The organism is Candidatus Binatus sp., from assembly GCF_030646925.1.
Lineage (GTDB): Bacteria > Desulfobacterota > Binatia > Binatales > Binataceae > Binatus.
The window spans coordinates 23,185-38,537 of the sequence record NZ_JAUSKL010000030.1; the positions used below are offsets into that span (position 1 = coordinate 23,185).

At 61.9% G+C, this 15,353-nt stretch carries 17 protein-coding genes; 9 read left to right on the plus strand and 8 right to left on the minus strand.

The window, feature by feature from the left end; translation table 11 throughout:
- The first annotated feature begins 7 nt into the window (after positions 1–7).
- From nuoE to Q7S58_RS04660, 7 genes are read left to right on the plus strand one after another with little or no spacing between them, the layout of a single operon-like run.
- A complete protein-coding gene (gene nuoE, locus Q7S58_RS04630; RefSeq protein ID WP_304821322.1) occupies positions 8–505 on the plus strand; it encodes an NAD(P)H-dependent oxidoreductase subunit E in 498 nt (165 codons plus the stop codon).
- On the plus strand, positions 495–1,610 hold the full coding sequence (locus tag Q7S58_RS04635; RefSeq protein WP_304821324.1) for a complex I subunit 1 family protein: 1,116 nt from the start codon (positions 495–497) through the stop codon (positions 1,608–1,610). The genes nuoE and Q7S58_RS04635 overlap by 11 nt, the downstream gene beginning before the upstream one ends.
- Entirely contained in the window at positions 1,610–2,164 is a 555-nt protein-coding gene (locus Q7S58_RS04640; protein ID WP_304821326.1) for an NADH-quinone oxidoreductase subunit J, read from the plus strand. Before Q7S58_RS04635 ends, Q7S58_RS04640 begins: the two co-directional genes overlap by 1 nt.
- Positions 2,161–2,463, plus strand: a complete 303-nt coding sequence (gene nuoK, locus Q7S58_RS04645) for an NADH-quinone oxidoreductase subunit NuoK (protein WP_304821328.1) — start codon at positions 2,161–2,163, stop codon at positions 2,461–2,463. Before Q7S58_RS04640 ends, nuoK begins: the two co-directional genes overlap by 4 nt.
- Positions 2,464–2,481: 18 nt before the next feature.
- Positions 2,482–4,413, plus strand: a complete 1,932-nt coding sequence (gene nuoL / locus Q7S58_RS04650) for an NADH-quinone oxidoreductase subunit L (protein ID WP_304821330.1) — start codon at positions 2,482–2,484, stop codon at positions 4,411–4,413.
- Positions 4,413–5,996, plus strand: coding sequence for an NADH-quinone oxidoreductase subunit M (locus tag Q7S58_RS04655; protein ID WP_304821332.1), 1,584 nt, complete (start codon positions 4,413–4,415; stop codon positions 5,994–5,996). Before nuoL ends, Q7S58_RS04655 begins: the two co-directional genes overlap by 1 nt.
- Positions 5,993–7,489, plus strand: coding sequence for an NADH-quinone oxidoreductase subunit N (locus tag Q7S58_RS04660; protein WP_304821334.1), 1,497 nt, complete (start codon positions 5,993–5,995; stop codon positions 7,487–7,489). Before Q7S58_RS04655 ends, Q7S58_RS04660 begins: the two co-directional genes overlap by 4 nt.
- A 292-nt stretch (positions 7,490–7,781) precedes the next feature.
- Here the strand turns inward: Q7S58_RS04660 and Q7S58_RS04665 are convergent, their stop codons facing one another.
- Both Q7S58_RS04665 and Q7S58_RS04670 read right to left on the minus strand, forming a co-directional pair.
- Positions 7,782–8,327, minus strand: coding sequence for a RidA family protein (locus Q7S58_RS04665; protein ID WP_304821336.1), 546 nt, complete (start codon positions 8,325–8,327; stop codon positions 7,782–7,784).
- A 32-nt stretch (positions 8,328–8,359) separates the two neighbouring features.
- Positions 8,360–8,590, minus strand: a complete 231-nt coding sequence (locus Q7S58_RS04670) for a hypothetical protein (RefSeq protein WP_304821338.1) — start codon at positions 8,588–8,590, stop codon at positions 8,360–8,362.
- Between the two features lie 728 nt (positions 8,591–9,318).
- Here Q7S58_RS04670 and Q7S58_RS04675 point away from each other — a divergent pair.
- Positions 9,319–10,797, plus strand: a complete 1,479-nt coding sequence (locus tag Q7S58_RS04675) for an APC family permease (RefSeq protein WP_304821340.1) — start codon at positions 9,319–9,321, stop codon at positions 10,795–10,797.
- 118 nt (positions 10,798–10,915) lie between these two features.
- On the opposite strand, the gene Q7S58_RS04680 is transcribed toward Q7S58_RS04675, so the two are convergent.
- The 4 genes from Q7S58_RS04680 to Q7S58_RS04695 form a co-directional block, all read right to left on the minus strand.
- Positions 10,916–11,584: a hypothetical protein gene (locus tag Q7S58_RS04680; RefSeq protein WP_304821342.1), complete on the minus strand. Its 669-nt coding sequence runs from the start codon at positions 11,582–11,584 to the stop codon at positions 10,916–10,918.
- A gap of 53 nt (positions 11,585–11,637) precedes the next feature.
- Positions 11,638–12,246, minus strand: a complete 609-nt coding sequence (locus Q7S58_RS04685; protein ID WP_304821344.1) for a glutathione S-transferase family protein — start codon at positions 12,244–12,246, stop codon at positions 11,638–11,640.
- 263 nt (positions 12,247–12,509) lie between these two features.
- Positions 12,510–13,328, minus strand: a complete 819-nt coding sequence (locus Q7S58_RS04690) for an arsenite methyltransferase (RefSeq protein WP_304821346.1) — start codon at positions 13,326–13,328, stop codon at positions 12,510–12,512.
- Positions 13,329–13,373: 45 nt separating this feature from the next.
- Positions 13,374–13,724 carry a helix-turn-helix transcriptional regulator gene (locus tag Q7S58_RS04695; RefSeq protein WP_304821348.1) on the minus strand — a complete coding sequence of 117 codons (351 nt, stop codon included), beginning with the start codon at positions 13,722–13,724 and terminating at the stop codon, positions 13,374–13,376.
- A gap of 106 nt (positions 13,725–13,830) precedes the next feature.
- On the opposite strand from Q7S58_RS04695, the gene Q7S58_RS04700 reads away from it, so the two are divergent.
- Positions 13,831–14,166, plus strand: coding sequence for a hypothetical protein (locus Q7S58_RS04700; RefSeq protein WP_304821350.1), 336 nt, complete (start codon positions 13,831–13,833; stop codon positions 14,164–14,166).
- 199 nt (positions 14,167–14,365) lie between these two features.
- Here Q7S58_RS04700 and Q7S58_RS04705 read toward each other — a convergent pair whose 3' ends face one another.
- Positions 14,366–14,782: a thiol-disulfide oxidoreductase DCC family protein gene (locus tag Q7S58_RS04705; RefSeq protein WP_304821353.1), complete on the minus strand. Its 417-nt coding sequence runs from the start codon at positions 14,780–14,782 to the stop codon at positions 14,366–14,368.
- A gap of 2 nt (positions 14,783–14,784) precedes the next feature.
- Positions 14,785–15,300: an alpha-isopropylmalate synthase regulatory domain-containing protein gene (locus tag Q7S58_RS04710; RefSeq protein WP_304821355.1), complete on the minus strand. Its 516-nt coding sequence runs from the start codon at positions 15,298–15,300 to the stop codon at positions 14,785–14,787.
- Positions 15,301–15,353 lie beyond the last annotated feature (53 nt).

Genomic DNA, 15,353 nt, shown 5'->3' on the forward strand with positions numbered 1-15,353 from the left:
ATTCGCCATGTCGTCTCCTGAATTCAAGTTCTCCGACGCCGCACTGCAGGAGTATCGCGACATTCTCGGCCATTATCCGACTCGCCAGGCGGCCCTGCTGCCGACGCTATGGATTGCGCAGCGTGAATTCGGATGGCTCCCCGACGCTGTGCAGGATTACGTCGCCTCGCTGATGGAATTGCCGCCGGCGCACGTCCGCGCCGTCGTATCATTCTATACGATGTTCCATCGCAAGCCCGTCGGCCGCTTTCTCCTCGACGTATGCACCAATCTGTCGTGCCGGCTGCGGGGCGCCGACCAGATCGTCGATTGCCTCAGCCGCAAGCTGGGCGTTCGCCTCGGCGAGACCACTCCCGACGGAAAATTCACGCTGGCGTCGGTCGAATGCCTCGCGTCCTGCGGCACCGCGCCGATGCTCCAGCTTAACCAGGCCGAGTTCTACGAGAATCTCACCGAGGCGAGCACCCTGAAACTCATCGACGAGCTGGCTTCCCGTGACGTTTGACCTGATTGCCTCAGCTATCAAGGCAGTCCTGATGATCCTCATCGGGTTGAACCTGTCTATTTTCCTGCTCTATTTCGAGCGCAAGGGCAGCGCCCTGATCCAGAATCGCATCGGATCGAATCGCGTGACCGTCACCGGCATCGGCAAGCGCCTCGGGATGCCCAATCTCGGCATCATCAATACGCTCGTCGCCGATCCGCTGAAGCTGTTCACCAAGGAAGATTTCGTGCCCGCCGGCGCCGACAAATTTCTGCACACGCTCGCGCCATTCCTCGCGTTGTTCCCGGTGATGATCACGTTCGTCGTGATTCCGTTCGGCGACTCGATCACAATCGCGGGGCATCGCGTCGGTCTCGAGGCCGCCAATCTCGATTCTGGCGCGCTCTATCTGCTCGCGACGATCGGACTTGGCGTGTACGGCGTCGTGCTCGCCGGATGGTCGTCGAACAATCGATGGTCGCTGCTCGGCGGTATTCGCGCCACGGCGCAGATGATCTCGTATGAACTCGCGATGGGTCTCGCGATCGTCTCGGTGATCATGACCTTCGGCACGCTGAATCTGCAGGAAATCGTGCGCGGACAGGGCGGCAGTTGGTTCGGCATCATCCCGCGATGGGGCCTCTTCACGCAGCCGCTCGCGTTCATAATTTTTCTGGTCGCGGGCGTCGCGGAATCCAAGCGCGTGCCGTTCGATTTGCCCGAAAGCGAATCGGAACTCATCCTCGGCTACTTCACCGAATATTCCGGCGGCAAGCAGGCCGTCTTCATGCTCACCGATCTCGCCGAGCAGGCGCTGGTCGCGATGCTGCTGACGACGTTTTTTCTCGGCGGATGGCAGGTGCCGTGGCTGATGCCCGACGGCTTTCATCTGCCCGGCGGCGCACTCCTCGCGGTCCCGGCGCTGCTCGTCTCGATCCTCGGCGTGCTCGCGTTCATGGTCAAAGTCGTCGCGCTCTGCATCTTTCTCGGCATGGTGCGATGGACCCTGCCGCGCTTCCGCTACGACCAACTGATGCGCCTCGGCTGGAAGGGCCTCGTCCCGCTCGGGTTGCTCAACGTGCTGGTCACCGCATTCGTGATCGTCGCGACCGGGAGCGTCCAGTGATGCCACCGTTTCTCTACATATTCCTCGGTGCGCTCGCGATCGTGTCGGCGCTCGGCGTCGTTATCCAGCGCAACCCGATCCATTCGCTATTGTCACTGATCGGCACGCTGCTGACAGTCGCGCTGCTCTTCATCGCCGAAGATGCGGTCGTTGTCGGCCTGCTGCAAATCATCGTGTACGCAGGCGCTATCATGGTGCTGTTTCTGTTCGTCATCTGGCTCCTGAATCTGCAAACCGAATCGAGACCGACCGGCCATCTGTTTTTGAAATTCATCGGATGGCTCGGCGCGGCCGCGCTCGCGACCGAACTATTTTTCATCCTCGCGCCGCCGCATCTGCAGGTGCAGTTCGCGGGCGCACCTGCGGGCTACGGATCGATGGAGAGCCTCGCGCAGAAGCTCTTCACCGATTACCTGGTCGCCTTCGAGGTGACGTCATTCCTGCTGCTCGCCGCGATCGTCGGCGCGGTTGCGCTCGCGCGCCGCCTTCCCGCACCGGCCGCCGACGCAGTCTCCGCTGCCGAGTCAGTTCCCGCGATGGAGCAGATGCGATGATTCCGCTGACCTACATGATGTCGCTCAGCGCGATCCTATTTTCGATCGGCGTCGCCGGCGTGATCATCCGCCGCAACATCCTCGTGATGTTCATGTCGATCGAGTTGATGCTCAATGCAGTCAACCTCGCGTTCATCTCGCTCGGCAGCCGGCTTGGCTCGATGGACGGGCAGGTGATCGTGTTCTTCGTGATGACCGTCGCGGCGGCCGAAGCCGCTGTCGGCCTCGGCATCATACTTTCGATTTTCCGCAGTCGCGGAACCATCCACGCCGACGAAATGACCCTGATGAGATGGTGACCAAATGACTTTGACGAGATGGCAATAGTGACAGTCGAGTTTCCAGCCCTTGCACTGATTTTGCTCTTCCCCGCGCTCGGCGTCGTATTCAATATGTTCGCCGGCCCGCGGATGGGCCGCACTGCAGTCAACCTGGTCGGCCCCGGCGTGATGTTTGCCGCGTTCGGCGTCGCGACGTGGGCGTTTTTGACGCTCTACTCGATGCCCGCGGGCGGCGCGCTTTCAGCTCATCTCTGGCGATGGATCGAGGCGGGCAAGTTCCACACCGATTTCGCGCTTCGGCTCGACGCGCTCTCCGGCGTGATGGTGATGATCGTCACCGGCGTCGGCGCGCTGATTCATCTTTATTCCGTCGGCTACATGGCGCACGACGAAGACGTTGCGCGCTTCTTCACTTACATGAACCTGTTCGCGCTCTCGATGCTCATCCTCGTGCTCGCGAACAACTTGCTGCTGATGTTCGTCGGATGGGAAGGCGTCGGCCTCTGCTCGTACCTGCTGATCGCGTTCTGGTACACCAATCCGCAATACGCGTATAACGGGCGCAAGGCGTTCGTCGTCAATCGAATCGGCGATGCGGGCTTTTTGCTCGCGATCTTCACGATCGTCGCTACGCTCGGCGCGCAAGGAGTCTGGACGCTCGATTTCACCGCGTTGCGCGACAACGCCCCGATGCTCGGCGGCGCCGCCGCGACAGCGATCGGCATCCTGCTGTTCATCGGCGCGACCGGCAAATCCGCGCAGATTCCGCTCTACGTATGGCTGCCCGACGCGATGGTCGGTCCCACGCCGGTCAGCGCGCTGATCCACGCCGCCACGATGGTCACCGCCGGCGTGTACATGATCGCTCGCCTCAATTTCCTGTTCGTGCTGGCGCCCAATGCGCTCGACCTCGTCGCCGCGATCGGCGCCTTGACCGCGCTCTTCGCCGCGACCATCGCGATCGTGCAGCCCGACATCAAGAAAGTGCTCGCCTACTCGACCATCAGCCAACTCGGCTACATGTTCCTCGGCGTTGGCTCGGGCGCGTTCGCATCGGGCATCTTTCACCTCATGACGCACGCATTCTTCAAAGGACTGCTGTTTCTGTGCGCCGGCTCCGTGATTCACGCGCTCGGTGGCGAGCAGGACATGACCAAGATGGGCGCGCTGCGGTCGCGCCTGCCGATCACGTTCGGGACGATGTTCATCGCTACGCTCGCGATCACCGCGGTGCCACCCTTCTCCGGTTATTTCTCCAAGGACCTGATTCTCGAGGCCGCCTACACCTCGGGACATTTCTGGCTCTGGATTCTCGGCGTCATCACCGCCGGGCTGACCTCCTTCTATATGTTCCGCCTCATCTTCATGACGTTCTTCGGCGAATCGCGCGTCGATCCCGACAAAGATCATCACATCCACGAATCGCCTTCCTCGATGACGATTCCGCTGATCGTGCTCGCGATCCTCGCGACCGTCGGCGGATGGGTCGGGCTGCCCGATGGACTCTTGTGGGGCAACGCCTTCGCGCGATTCTTGGGGCCGGTCGTCGGCACTTTCAGACCCGCGTTGGAGGCGAGCGCCGCTTCATTGTCGATGGTCGCGAGCATCGCGTCCGCCGTCGGAATCCTGCTGGCTTATGTGTTCTACCTGCGCCTGCCGGGAATTCCGATGCTGCTGGCGTGGCGTCTGAAGGATGTCTTCAACTTGCTGCTCAACAAGTACTACATCGACGAACTGTACAATTTCGTCGTGACGCGTCCGCTGTTTTGGGGATCCCAGAATGTCCTCAATCGCGGCATCGATACCTACGCGATCGATGGCGCCGCCAACGGCGCGGGACTCTCGGTCGCGACCTCCGGGCAAATCGCGCGCCGCGCCGAAACCGGCAACGTGCAGCATTATGCCTTCGTCTATCTGCTCGGCGCGCTCGGCGTCGTCGGCTATTACCTCTACCTGGTGGCGCGCTGATGGGCCCGGGATTGCTCACCGCTCTCATTTTTCTGCCGCTGCTCGGCGCGCTGTTCGTCCTGATGCAGAGCGACGAACGCACGATCTGGAATTCCGCGTTTGTCTTCTCGCTGATCCCGCTCGCGCTCAGCATTTATTTGTTCATCGTGTTCGACGGTCGCCGCGCCGATTACCAGTTCGTCGAGGAGTATCCGTGGATACCCGCGTTCGGCATCTCGTATCACCTCGGCGTTGACGGCATCAGCCTGTTCCTCGTCCTGCTGACGACCATCCTCATCTCGCTCTCGATTCTTTATTCCGGCGGCGGCGACATCGAGGAACGCGCGCGCGAGTTCTGCTTCTTCGTGCTCGTGCTTGAAACTGGCTTGCTCGGCGCTCTGCTCGCGGTCGATCTCTTCCTTTTCTACATTTTCTGGGAAGTGATGCTGATTCCGATGTACTTCATGATCGGCATCTGGGGCCACGGCGAGCGGATTTACGCCGCGATCAAGTTCGTGCTGTTCACGATGGTTGGCTCGCTGCTGATGCTCGTCGCGATTCTGTATCTCGTCTTCGCCGCCCGCGAGCATATCGGCCGCCTCACCTTCGATTTGCCGCAGCTCTACCAGGTACCGCTCACGATGACCGAAGCGCGCTGGCTGTTCGCGGCTTTCGCGCTCGCCTTCGCGATCAAAGTCCCGATGTGGCCGGTGCATACGTGGCTGCCCGACGCGCATACCAACGCGCCCACCGCCGGCTCCGTGATCCTCGCGGGCGTGATGCTCAAGATGGGCACCTACGGATTTCTCCGCTTCGCGATTCCGCTGTTCCCCGACGTTGCGATCGAAGCGATTCCGCTTTTCATGGCGCTCGCGGTAATCGGAATCATCTACGGCGCGCTGGTCGCGATGATGCAGCCCGACCTGAAACGGCTCATCGCATATTCGTCGGTGAGCCACTTGGGTTTCGTGATGCTCGGAATCTTCGCGCTCAATCCGCAAGGCATCGAAGGTGCGATCTATCAAATGCTGAATCACGGCATTTCGACCGGCGGCTTGTTCCTGCTGGTCGGGATGCTCTATATGCGGCGTCACACGCGCGAAATTTCCGAGTTCGGCGGATTGTGGCATCGCGTGCCCGTGTACGCCGCGATTTTCATGCTCGTGATGCTCTCGTCGATCGGACTGCCCGGCCTCAACGGCTTCGTCGGCGAATTTCTGATCATGCTCGGCGGCTTTTTGCGGATTCGCCTCGCGACCGTGTTCGCCGTCGTCGGCGTAATCCTCGGCGCGCTCTACATGCTGTGGACCTACGAGCGCGTGATGTTCGGGCCGATCACCAAAGCCATCAATGAAAAAATCGCCGACCTCACGACCCGCGAAATCGCCGTGATGGTCCCCATAATCGCACTCATGTTTTTCATGGGCCTTTATCCGCGCCCGCTGATCAGCCGGATGGAGCCGTCGGTAAATCTGATGCTCGCGCGCGTCCATGTCGCGCAGGCCCGCATCGATCGGCGTACCGATACGCCTCGGCTCGCGAGCGTCGCACCGCTTTCTCCCCTGAATGATCGCGTAGCCCGAGTAACGGCGGCCGCACGATGACGCCATTTAACGTCTCCGCCATCAACATTGTCTGGCTGCCGATCATCCCGATGATCGTCGTCGCCGTCGCCGCGATGGTCGTCCTGCTCGTCGGCATTCGCATGAATGAAGACGACAGCGAGGGCCTCGGCTGGCTGACGCTCGCGGCGCTTTTCGCCGCGACCGTTCTGACGTTCGGAATCGTCGGGCAAAGCGGCGTCGCATTTGCCGGCGCGATCTCGATCGACAGCTTCGCCGCGTACTTTGAACTCGCGATTCTAATCGCCGCGATGTTCACAGTCCTGATGTCGCTGGACTACGCCGGCGAGCATCATCTTCCCGGCGCCGAGTATTATTCGCTGCTGCTCTTCTCCGTCCTCGGCATGATGCTGATGGCGACCGCCGGCGATTTGATCATCATTTTTCTCGGCCTCGAAACGATGTCGCTCTCGGTGTACGTGCTCGCGGGCATCGCGCGGCGCGATCCCAGGTCGAACGAAGCCGCAATCAAATATTTTCTGCTCGGCGCGTTCTCGACCGGCTTCTTGCTCTATGGAATCGCGCTGGTATATGGCGCGACCGGCACGATCAAGCTCGGTCCCATCCACAATGCGCTCGCGTCGGGCGCGATGGCCTCCAACTCGATGCTGCTGCTCGGCATCGGCATGATGCTGATCGGATTCGGCTTCAAGGTCGCGGCGGTGCCGTTCCACATGTGGACCCCCGACGTTTACGAAGGCGCGCCGACGCCAGTGACGGCCTTCATGGCGGTGGGCGTGAAGCTCGCGGCGTTCGCCGCTTTCATCCGCGTCTTCCTGGTCGATCTGACGCCGCTGACTGCGCAGTGGTCGTCAGTGCTGTGGGTGATTACCGCGCTCACGATGACCGCCGGCAACCTGATCGCAATCTCGCAAACCAACATCAAGCGGATGCTCGCGTACTCCGCGATCGCCCACGCAGGCTACCTGCTGCTCGGCATGACCGCCGGCGCGAGCGCTGGCGGCGCGATTCTCTACTACCTGGTCGCGTACGCGTTCACCAATCTGGGCGCCTTCGCCGTCGTGATCGCGCTCGAACGAACCGGCGCCGTCGGCAATCGAATCGCCGACTATCGCGGCCTCGCGACGGCGCATCCGATGCTCGCCGCCGCGATGGCGGTGTTCCTGCTCTCGCTCACCGGCGTCCCGCCGATGGCCGGCTTCGTCGGCAAGTTCTATCTATTTTACGCCGCGCTGCATCAAGGATACGTCGGCCTGGTCGTGATCGCGGTGCTGAACAGCGTCATCTCGGCCTACTACTATTTTTCGGTGCTGGTCGCGATGTACATGCAGGAGGGCGGCGTCGAGGTATCGCGGATGAGCGCGCGCCCCGCGCTGGTCGCGGCAATCGGGCTCGCCGCAATCGCGACCGTGCTGATCGGTGTCTATCCGCAGCCGTATATCGCGATCGCGTCGAACGCGTTTCATTCCGCCAGCGGCGCCGAAGGAATCCACTCCGCCTCGCTGGAACCCTGATTCTCAGTTCACGCGCTCGCATTCCGACTCACCCAGTTCTTTCTTTTCATCAGCCTGAGTGGGCTGCCTGCGGCCGTTTCACTGTGGGAACAGGCTTTAGCCTGTGGAGTTTCTTGGAAGTCTGTGAATTTTTCGTCTATGCGTGCTCTCTCGATTTTTGTCATCCCGAGGCGAAGGCTGCGTCCTATACCTCGGGTTCCATCCTCGCCGTCACAGCACAAACGCGCGCATCCTCACTCACGTCATTCCGAGCGAAGTCTTCGCCGCGAGGAATCCCGGATCTTTCTCTGCGCTATTTTTTTCGGATGGATTTTTTCGGCGCAGGCTTTTTCTTCGCCGATTTTTTCGCGGCTGCGATGCCTTTCGATTTAGCCGCCGGCGCAGCCTTCTTGCTCTCGACCGGTACGCTACTCGACGGTGCCTGATCGGATCGCTCCTTCTCCGCGGCGCCCGCGTATGCATCCGCTTCGATCTCGATCAGCATGTCTGGATTGACCAGCCGCCGCACTTCGACCATCGTGCTCGCCGGCGGAAAGTCCCCGAAGAATTCCTTGTGCGCGCGCGCCGCTTCCGCGAACCGGCCGATATCCGTGACGAACATCCGCGTGCGGATCACGTTCTCCAGCAAGAGCCCCGCGCGTTCCAGCGCCGCGCGGATATTGCCGATCGCCTGGCGCGCCTGCACGTACATCTGGCCCGCGCCGACGATAAGTCCGCGCTCGTCGGTGGCCGTGGTGCCCGACACCGCGACGATATCGCCCGCTCTCACCAGTCGCGAATAGCCCGCGATCGGCTCCCACGGCGCATTGCTCGAGATCCGCGTGATCGCGCTCATCATCGCCCCCTTGCTGAGCCCGGCAGATCGCCGCGCTAGTGATCGCTCGCCGGAAACGCCTCTTCCAGTTCGCGCGCGACCGATCGCATCGGCGGTCCCACCGACCCGCTGGTTGGCATCAGCCAGTTGAGAATTCTTGAAATCCGGTTGGCGACAACGGGAGGCCGCTCGGTGCGTCTCACCATGTCGAGTTCGTGTTCAATGATTCGATAATCGTGACGCGAGGCCGGTCCGCCGCCAGCCAACAATGCCCGCCGCACTTCCACCGCACCCTCCACTTCGCACGTTCATCAGGCAGAGAAACTTTGACGATCGGATCATACAGATGATTGCGAAATAGTCAAAATATTTTCTGGAGGTAGTCGAACTCGCGCGTCATGTCGTATACTATCCGTGCGAACGCAAGCTTGAAGTTGTTCAGCGCCTATCGTATTCTTGGCGCGTTTCGAGTTCTTGCGCGCCACGTGTGCACCGATCAATCAAGGAGGAAGCGATGCGCAAAGTCCTGCTTCTGGTACTAGTTTCGATGTTCTTCGCAGCCGCTGCTTGCAGCAAGTCTGAGGAGACCGCACCCGCAGCTCCGGACGCGGCAGCCTCGCCCGAGGCTCCTGCCGCGATGGCAAGTCCTGCTGAGGCTCCCAGTCCGGCCGCGCCGTAATCTACATTCTCGAAGCGAGTTCCCGCGCGCCGTCCAGAGCCGTCGGCGTGCGGGACACTCGCTGCGGCACTCGCGGACTGTGATCGCAGAGCGCTCGGCTCGCCTTCGATCAGGCGTCGAGGCAGCCTGATCGCCGGATCTCCAATCCACGCCGCTCAGCGCTGAATCGGCACGCCGATCTCCGATCGCCCTGCTAGCGATCGATCCTGAGTCGTTCAGTCTCTCACGCGGGCAACCCCATGGCCCTCGACGCTGAACTCGTCGTGCAGCCTCGATAACTATTGATTCCGGCCTCCGATCAATCGCGCGCCTAATGCGCGCTCGCGCGCGCTCCGGATGCTACCATCGGTCGCGATGACAACCGCCGCGCCGCGAACTACTCGATCGCCGCAGAAGCTCAAGCCGGGCCTCTCGCTGTTCGATTCGACCACGCTGGTGGCCGGCTCGATGATCGGCTCCGGCATCTTTATCGTCTCGGCCGATATCACGCGCCAGGTCGGCACTCCCGCGGCATTGCTGCTCGTATGGCTGGTGGCGGGCGTGATGACGATCGCGGGCGCACTGGCCTACGGCGAACTGGCCGCGATGATGCCCGAGGCAGGCGGCCAATACGTCTATCTGCGCGAGGCGTACGGCGGGATGTGGGCGTTCATGTTCGGCTGGACGCTGCTGCTGGTGATCCAGACCGGCACGATCGCCGCGGTCGCAGTGGCGTTCGCAAGATTCGCCGGCGTGATCTGGCCTGCGCTCGGTTCGAACTTGTTCGTTGGCAGCGGCGGCGCCGGACTATCCGGCGAGCGAATCGGCGCGATCGCGGTGATCGCGCTACTCACTGCCGCGAATCTGCGCGGGCTCGATCTCGGCAAATGGCTGCAGAATTCGTTCACCAGCGCAAAGATTCTCTCGCTGCTGTTGATCGTGGTGCTGGGCTGCCTGATCGCGCCGAACGCCGCCGCGATCCGCGCCAATTTCGGCAGCGCCGCCGCGTTTACCGGTGTCGGCGGCGGCTTCTCGATCGCAACCGCGGGCGTCTTCGGCGCCGCGATGGTCGGTGCGCTGTTCTCCGCCGACGCGTGGGCCAGCGTCACCTTCGCCGCGGCCGAAATCAAAAACCCCAAGCGCGACTTGCCGCTCGCGCTCGCGATCGGCACCGGCGTCGTGATCGCACTCTACATCCTCACTAATGTGGCGTACCTGTGTGAACTGCCCGCCGCCGGAACCGCCGGCGCATCGACGGTCTTTGCGCGCGGCATCGCGCACGCGACCAGCGATCGCGTGGCCGCCGCCGCGATGGAAATGGTATGGGGCGGCGCCGGCGCCAGACTGACTGCCGTACTCGTGATGATCTCGGGCTTCGGATGCGCCAACGGACTCATCCTGACTGGCGCGCGCGTCATCTATGCGATGGCGCACGACGGCGTATTTTTTGCCGCTGCCGGCCGCCTGAATCGCAACAGCGTCCCCGCGATCGCGCTCATCCTGCAAGGCATCTGGGCGTGCGTGCTGACGCTCTCGGGCACTTACTCCGAACTGCTGGATTACGTGATCTTCGCGCAGTTGATGTTCTACGTCCTCACCGTGTCCGCGGTGTTCGTCTTGCGCCGCCGCCTCCCCGGCGCAGCGCGGCCGTATCGCGCGTGGGGTTATCCGATTGTCCCTGCGCTCTACGTGATTGCTGCTTCCGCGCTGATGATCGATCTGCTGATTCTTAAGCCGCGCTTCACCTGGCCAGGACTGTTGATCGCGCTGAGCGGCGTGCCGATCTACTTCGCGACCGCGAAGCCGACTTCGGGCCGCAGGGCCGAATCGCAATAGAACGCGAAGCCGACTTCGGGCCGCAGGGCCGAATCGCATTAGAACGCGAAGCCGACTTCGGGCCGCAGGGCCGAATCGCATTAGATGAAGATGCCGCGCATAGCTCGCGCCGCGCGCTTCAACTCCGCGGCGTCGGGATGGCCGCCGCCGGCGTCTGGTTCGCGCCCGGCGTCGATTGCTGCGGGCATGCGGACATCGTGAGCGCTCCGCTTTGAAACTCGCGCGCCAGTGTCGTCAAAATGAAAATGCTGCGCTCGAAGTTTCGATTGCCCGGCAGCTTGAACAAATCCTCGGAGTGGCGCGCTACGTCGGCCGCCTCATTGTCGTCCTTCGGGATTCCGTAAATTTTCACCGTCTGACAAATCGAGACGAGTCCGTCCGCGCGATCCGCGTCCGTGAGCGGGCTCTCCGACGGTTGAGGACTCGCCGAAATCATTGTCTTGATCGACGACTTTGCCCCGCCGAGGAACATCCGCAACAAAAAAAGAATCATCAACAGCGCGAGCAGGATCGCGGTCGCACGCCCGGCCTTTTGTCCGGCGGACATCTCGCTCCACGGAATCCATTCGATTCCGCCGCTCGATTTCGCCGCGCGCCCGGCCTGAATCGGCGTCGCCCGCTTGATCGGCTTCGCCGCGGCCGGCGGCGTGAATACGACCTTATGAACTTGCGGCGGCGTCTCCTGCTGAGCCGCCCCTTTCGAGTCGGCTGAAATCGGAGTCGCGCAATAACTACAAACAGTCGTGCCGGCGGGATTCTCTTTGCCGCATTGCCTGCAAGCAGGCATCAGGTCACCCTCGTCCCTTCCACGACTTCAAAAACCACCCGCATCGAGCGCCGTCATTTCATCGCAGCGGCCTTTTGATTTGCGGGGCGCCCGTGACACTTCTGCAGGTACGCGCTCGCAGTCGGCGTCGCCGAAATATCCAGCTTGACCAGGTTTGCGAGACTCAGCACCGATGCGACGTTGAGGTCTGCGATCGTAAACTGATTGCCGAGGATATACTCGCGGCCCTTCAGGTAGTCGTCGAGCACCTTGAACGGCGGGCGAAGCGCCGCTTCCGCGTTGGCGACCGCTTTCTCGTCGCGCTGGTCGGGCGGCGCGAACAACCGGTTGATCAGCATCGTGATCAGATGCGGCTCGACTTCGGTCATCGCCCAGAAACTCCACTGATAGGTGGCGCCGCGATCGGCCACGCTCGCCGGCCACAAACCATTCTTGCCGTATTTTTCGGCGAGGTAGAGATTGATCGCCATCGATTCCCACAGAATCAATCCGTTGTCATCGAGCGCCGGCACATGCCCGTTGGGATTTATCTTGAGATGCTCGGGCGTGCGCGTTCCGCCGTCGAAACTGGTGGGGATGTGCTCATACTGTAGGCCGGCTTCCTCGAGCGCCCAGAGGCATCGCGCCGCCCGCGACATCGAGGTTCCGTAAAGTTTGATCATTGCTCATTCCTCCGCTTTTCATGGGATCGGTTCGCGCGGCAGAATCTCGCTGGCGATTCCGATCCTCGACACGATTTTCTAGCACGCGCGCGAGCCGCGTGCATCGCGGACGTTTTTTGTGAAACCGCGAACGACTATTCGCGGTGCGCGACGAAGCGAGCCTGCATGATCTTCCCGGCACGCGACATCGCGCCGAGAAAGCGGAACCCGTAAGTGACCTCTGCCAATCCGGCGCCCGTGATCGACTTCACAATCCTGCCTCACTACTGAAGAGTGGGCTTCTGCGCGCGCACGAAAGCGCTCATGAACTTGCCGTCGATCAGCGGCGCCACTTTCTCGGGATCGAGGTTCGCGCTCCGCAAAAACTCCGCCGCGTCGGCGGCCGCATAGACTCGCGTCGGTTCAACCTCGATCGAGCTGAAGCCGGATGCCGCCAGTTTCGCGCGATACTCGGATTCCTCCAATGCGCCCGCGATACATCCGATCCACGACTCGACGCTGCGCCGTATTTCCGCCGGCACCTCGCCGCGCACCACGACATCCGACACCGCGAATCGTCCGCCCGGCTTCAGCACGCGAAACGCTTCGCTCAGTACGCGATCCTTGTCGCTCGAAAGGTTGATCACGCAGTTCGAGATGATCACATCGACGGAATTGTCGGGCAGCGGAATATGCTCGATCTCGCCCTTCAGAAACTCGACGTTCTCGACGCCCGCCTTGCGCTGATTCTCGCGCGCGAGCGCCAGCATTTCGTCGGTCATGTCGAGTCCATACGCCTTTCCAGCCGGGCCGACGCGACGCGCCGAGAGCAACACGTCGATTCCGCCGCCCGAGCCCAAGTCGAGCACGGTTTCACCGGGCTTCAGCGCAGCCAACGCCGTCGGATTGCCGCATCCGAGCGAGGCCGCCATCGCCTCCGCAGGCACCGTCGCGCTGTCGGCGTCGGCATAGAGATTCGACGTGATCGGATTTCCCGCCGGCGCAGCCGAACCGCAACAGGCGCCGCCGCCCTTGTTCGCAACCCTCAGCGCCGCCTGCGCGTACTCCTCTCTGACTTTCTCTCTTATTGATTCGTTGCTCATCGTGGCCTCCGTGCCTGCGTGAATCGCCGGCAAGTTTTTTGCAATTCAGTTTTTGCCATCTCGACGCTTCCGCTTCGATGACGCCGCGTCGCTTCCAGCCACGTCGAACGCCTTATGCAGGTCGGCGCAGCAGTCCTCGGTCAGGAAGCGAATCAACTTTGCGGTCTTGGCCCAGTTCACCGAGTAGTAAATAAATCGGCCCGAGCGCCGCGCCGCCAAAAGACCGCATCGCGTCAGCGCGTCCAGATGATGAGACAGCGTCGAGCCCGGCATCTCGACCCGCCGCTTGATTTCATCGACGCAGCGTCCCTGCGGTCCGTCGCGAACCAGCAGGCGGAAGATCTCGAGCCGCCCCGACTGTCCGAGCGCCCCGAGCTGCGATACGTACGGTTCCATTACGATAATTCTAGTATCATCGAAATGTTAATCGGGCAAGAGCCTTACGAATCGTTAATGCGGCGAGCGTGTAATTGCGCGTCTATCGATGTAAAAATTGATCGATATGCCGAGTCTGCGCGCCATCTCCACGATCGCACTAGTCGCCGCGATGCTCGCCGCATCCAGCGCGTTCGCTCAGGAAGGCGCGCTGCCGCTCCCCGATCCGTCGTACGGCGGGGGGCCCACCGCGCTCCAAGCGCCGACCGCTCTCGCGATGCCCGCGCCCGACGATATGAGCAATCCGAACAGCGTGACGATTCCGATTCCGGGCGGTGGTGAAATCCACGTCGACGGGCCCGACGCGCCGAGCGCTGCTCCCTTGCCGACGCTACCGGGCTCGCAATGGGGCAACGAGAAGCAGAATCCGTTTCTTCGCGGCACAGGCCCGCTCGGCCCCTGAATTTCTTTTCTTCGTCCTGCTACTAACAGCGCGTAGCGCGCATGTTTAACTTTTGCGACTCAGTACTGCTGCCCGAAGACGGCTCCGCGTCTCAATGCGATTAGTTTCGCGAGGCGAAGTCCGCTTCGCATCGCGACAGGAAGCCCGAAACCCGTAAGGGGTTTCGGAACTCTGCTCTTTTCCTTGTGTTGCGCTTTGCCTAAACCGCCGGCGTCTTCATCCGGCCGCTCGCGTTGCGCTGATATCTCGTCGCCGCGATTCGCTTGTACTGCCGATCCGCGAGCCACGCGAAGGGCGGGACGTACCAAAGATAGGCGAGCAGGCCCTTAAGCCCGCGCTGCCGCCGCAGGATTTCATTGATCGCGCGCGCGCCGCGATACACGCGCCCGCGATCGTCCACCGCGTGCAGTTCCTCGATTAGATTTTCGAGCTTCAGGTCGGGGAATTTTGCGCGTGCGTTCGGATCGTTGAGATCGAGCGGCTCGATCGTTCCCGAGTTGTCGAACTTCTCAAAACCCTCGGCGCCGCTGCGGCACATCTCGCACGACCCGTCGAACAGGATCGCGAGTTTCCCCGGCGCCGCTTTGCCGCTCGACGTTGTCGGCCTGGCGCTCATCGCTACCGCTGCGAGAGCCGCGGATTCGCGCCGCTCCGGCGCTGCTTCATATTCTCGGTGTAGATTCGCCACTCGTAGCCGTCGAGCAGCGAGACCCATCCCGCCTCGACCGTGTTCGCCGATTTCGCGAGCGTCGTCCATTGCAATTGGCCGTCAGTGAACTTCTTCACCGACACCACATCGGCTTCGGTCGACGCGCCCGTCGCGTGCGTGTAAGTCTCGGCGACGATCACCGAATCGAGGTACGGAAAATACTTGAGCAGCGCCTTCCGGAGCGCCACGTCGAGCGCGTGAACCACGCCGACGCCCGACGCCGCTTCGGTCTCTTCGACGTTGCCGATTCGTATCACGATCGTCGCATCGACCGTCATTTTGCCTTCGTGAACGTCGTCGATCACGCGCCGCCGCACGATCTCGAAGGGCGCCACGTAGTCGCGGGAAGCTCTTAATATGGCTAGCTCGCGCGAAGCCTGGGGCGGCTCCGCATCGTAGAAATCAACCTGCCGTTCTACACTCATCGATCGTCACCACGATGATTATCGTAAGCGCGCCTCGCTGTTTCAAGAACGAT

Excerpts from the sequence above, each read along its gene's own strand:
- nuoE (WP_304821322.1), top strand. The coding sequence starts at position 8 with ATGTCGTCTCCTGAATTCAAGTTCTCCGACGCCGCACTGCAGGAGTAT.
- Q7S58_RS04640 (WP_304821326.1), top strand. The coding sequence starts at position 1,610 with ATGCCACCGTTTCTCTACATATTCCTCGGTGCGCTCGCGATCGTGTCG.
- nuoK (WP_304821328.1), top strand. The coding sequence starts at position 2,161 with ATGATTCCGCTGACCTACATGATGTCGCTCAGCGCGATCCTATTTTCG.
- nuoL (WP_304821330.1), top strand. The coding sequence starts at position 2,482 with ATGGCAATAGTGACAGTCGAGTTTCCAGCCCTTGCACTGATTTTGCTC.
- Q7S58_RS04655 (WP_304821332.1), top strand. The coding sequence starts at position 4,413 with ATGGGCCCGGGATTGCTCACCGCTCTCATTTTTCTGCCGCTGCTCGGC.
- Q7S58_RS04660 (WP_304821334.1), top strand. The coding sequence starts at position 5,993 with ATGACGCCATTTAACGTCTCCGCCATCAACATTGTCTGGCTGCCGATC.
- Q7S58_RS04665 (WP_304821336.1), bottom strand. The coding sequence starts at position 8,327 with ATGATGAGCGCGATCACGCGGATCTCGAGCAATGCGCCGTGGGAGCCG.
- Q7S58_RS04675 (WP_304821340.1), top strand. The coding sequence starts at position 9,319 with ATGCTACCATCGGTCGCGATGACAACCGCCGCGCCGCGAACTACTCGA.
- Q7S58_RS04680 (WP_304821342.1), bottom strand. The coding sequence starts at position 11,584 with ATGCCTGCTTGCAGGCAATGCGGCAAAGAGAATCCCGCCGGCACGACT.
- Q7S58_RS04685 (WP_304821344.1), bottom strand. The coding sequence starts at position 12,246 with ATGATCAAACTTTACGGAACCTCGATGTCGCGGGCGGCGCGATGCCTC.
- Q7S58_RS04690 (WP_304821346.1), bottom strand. The coding sequence starts at position 13,328 with ATGAGCAACGAATCAATAAGAGAGAAAGTCAGAGAGGAGTACGCGCAG.
- Q7S58_RS04695 (WP_304821348.1), bottom strand. The coding sequence starts at position 13,724 with ATGGAACCGTACGTATCGCAGCTCGGGGCGCTCGGACAGTCGGGGCGG.
- Q7S58_RS04700 (WP_304821350.1), top strand. The coding sequence starts at position 13,831 with ATGCCGAGTCTGCGCGCCATCTCCACGATCGCACTAGTCGCCGCGATG.
- Q7S58_RS04705 (WP_304821353.1), bottom strand. The coding sequence starts at position 14,782 with ATGAGCGCCAGGCCGACAACGTCGAGCGGCAAAGCGGCGCCGGGGAAA.
- Q7S58_RS04710 (WP_304821355.1), bottom strand. The coding sequence starts at position 15,300 with ATGAGTGTAGAACGGCAGGTTGATTTCTACGATGCGGAGCCGCCCCAG.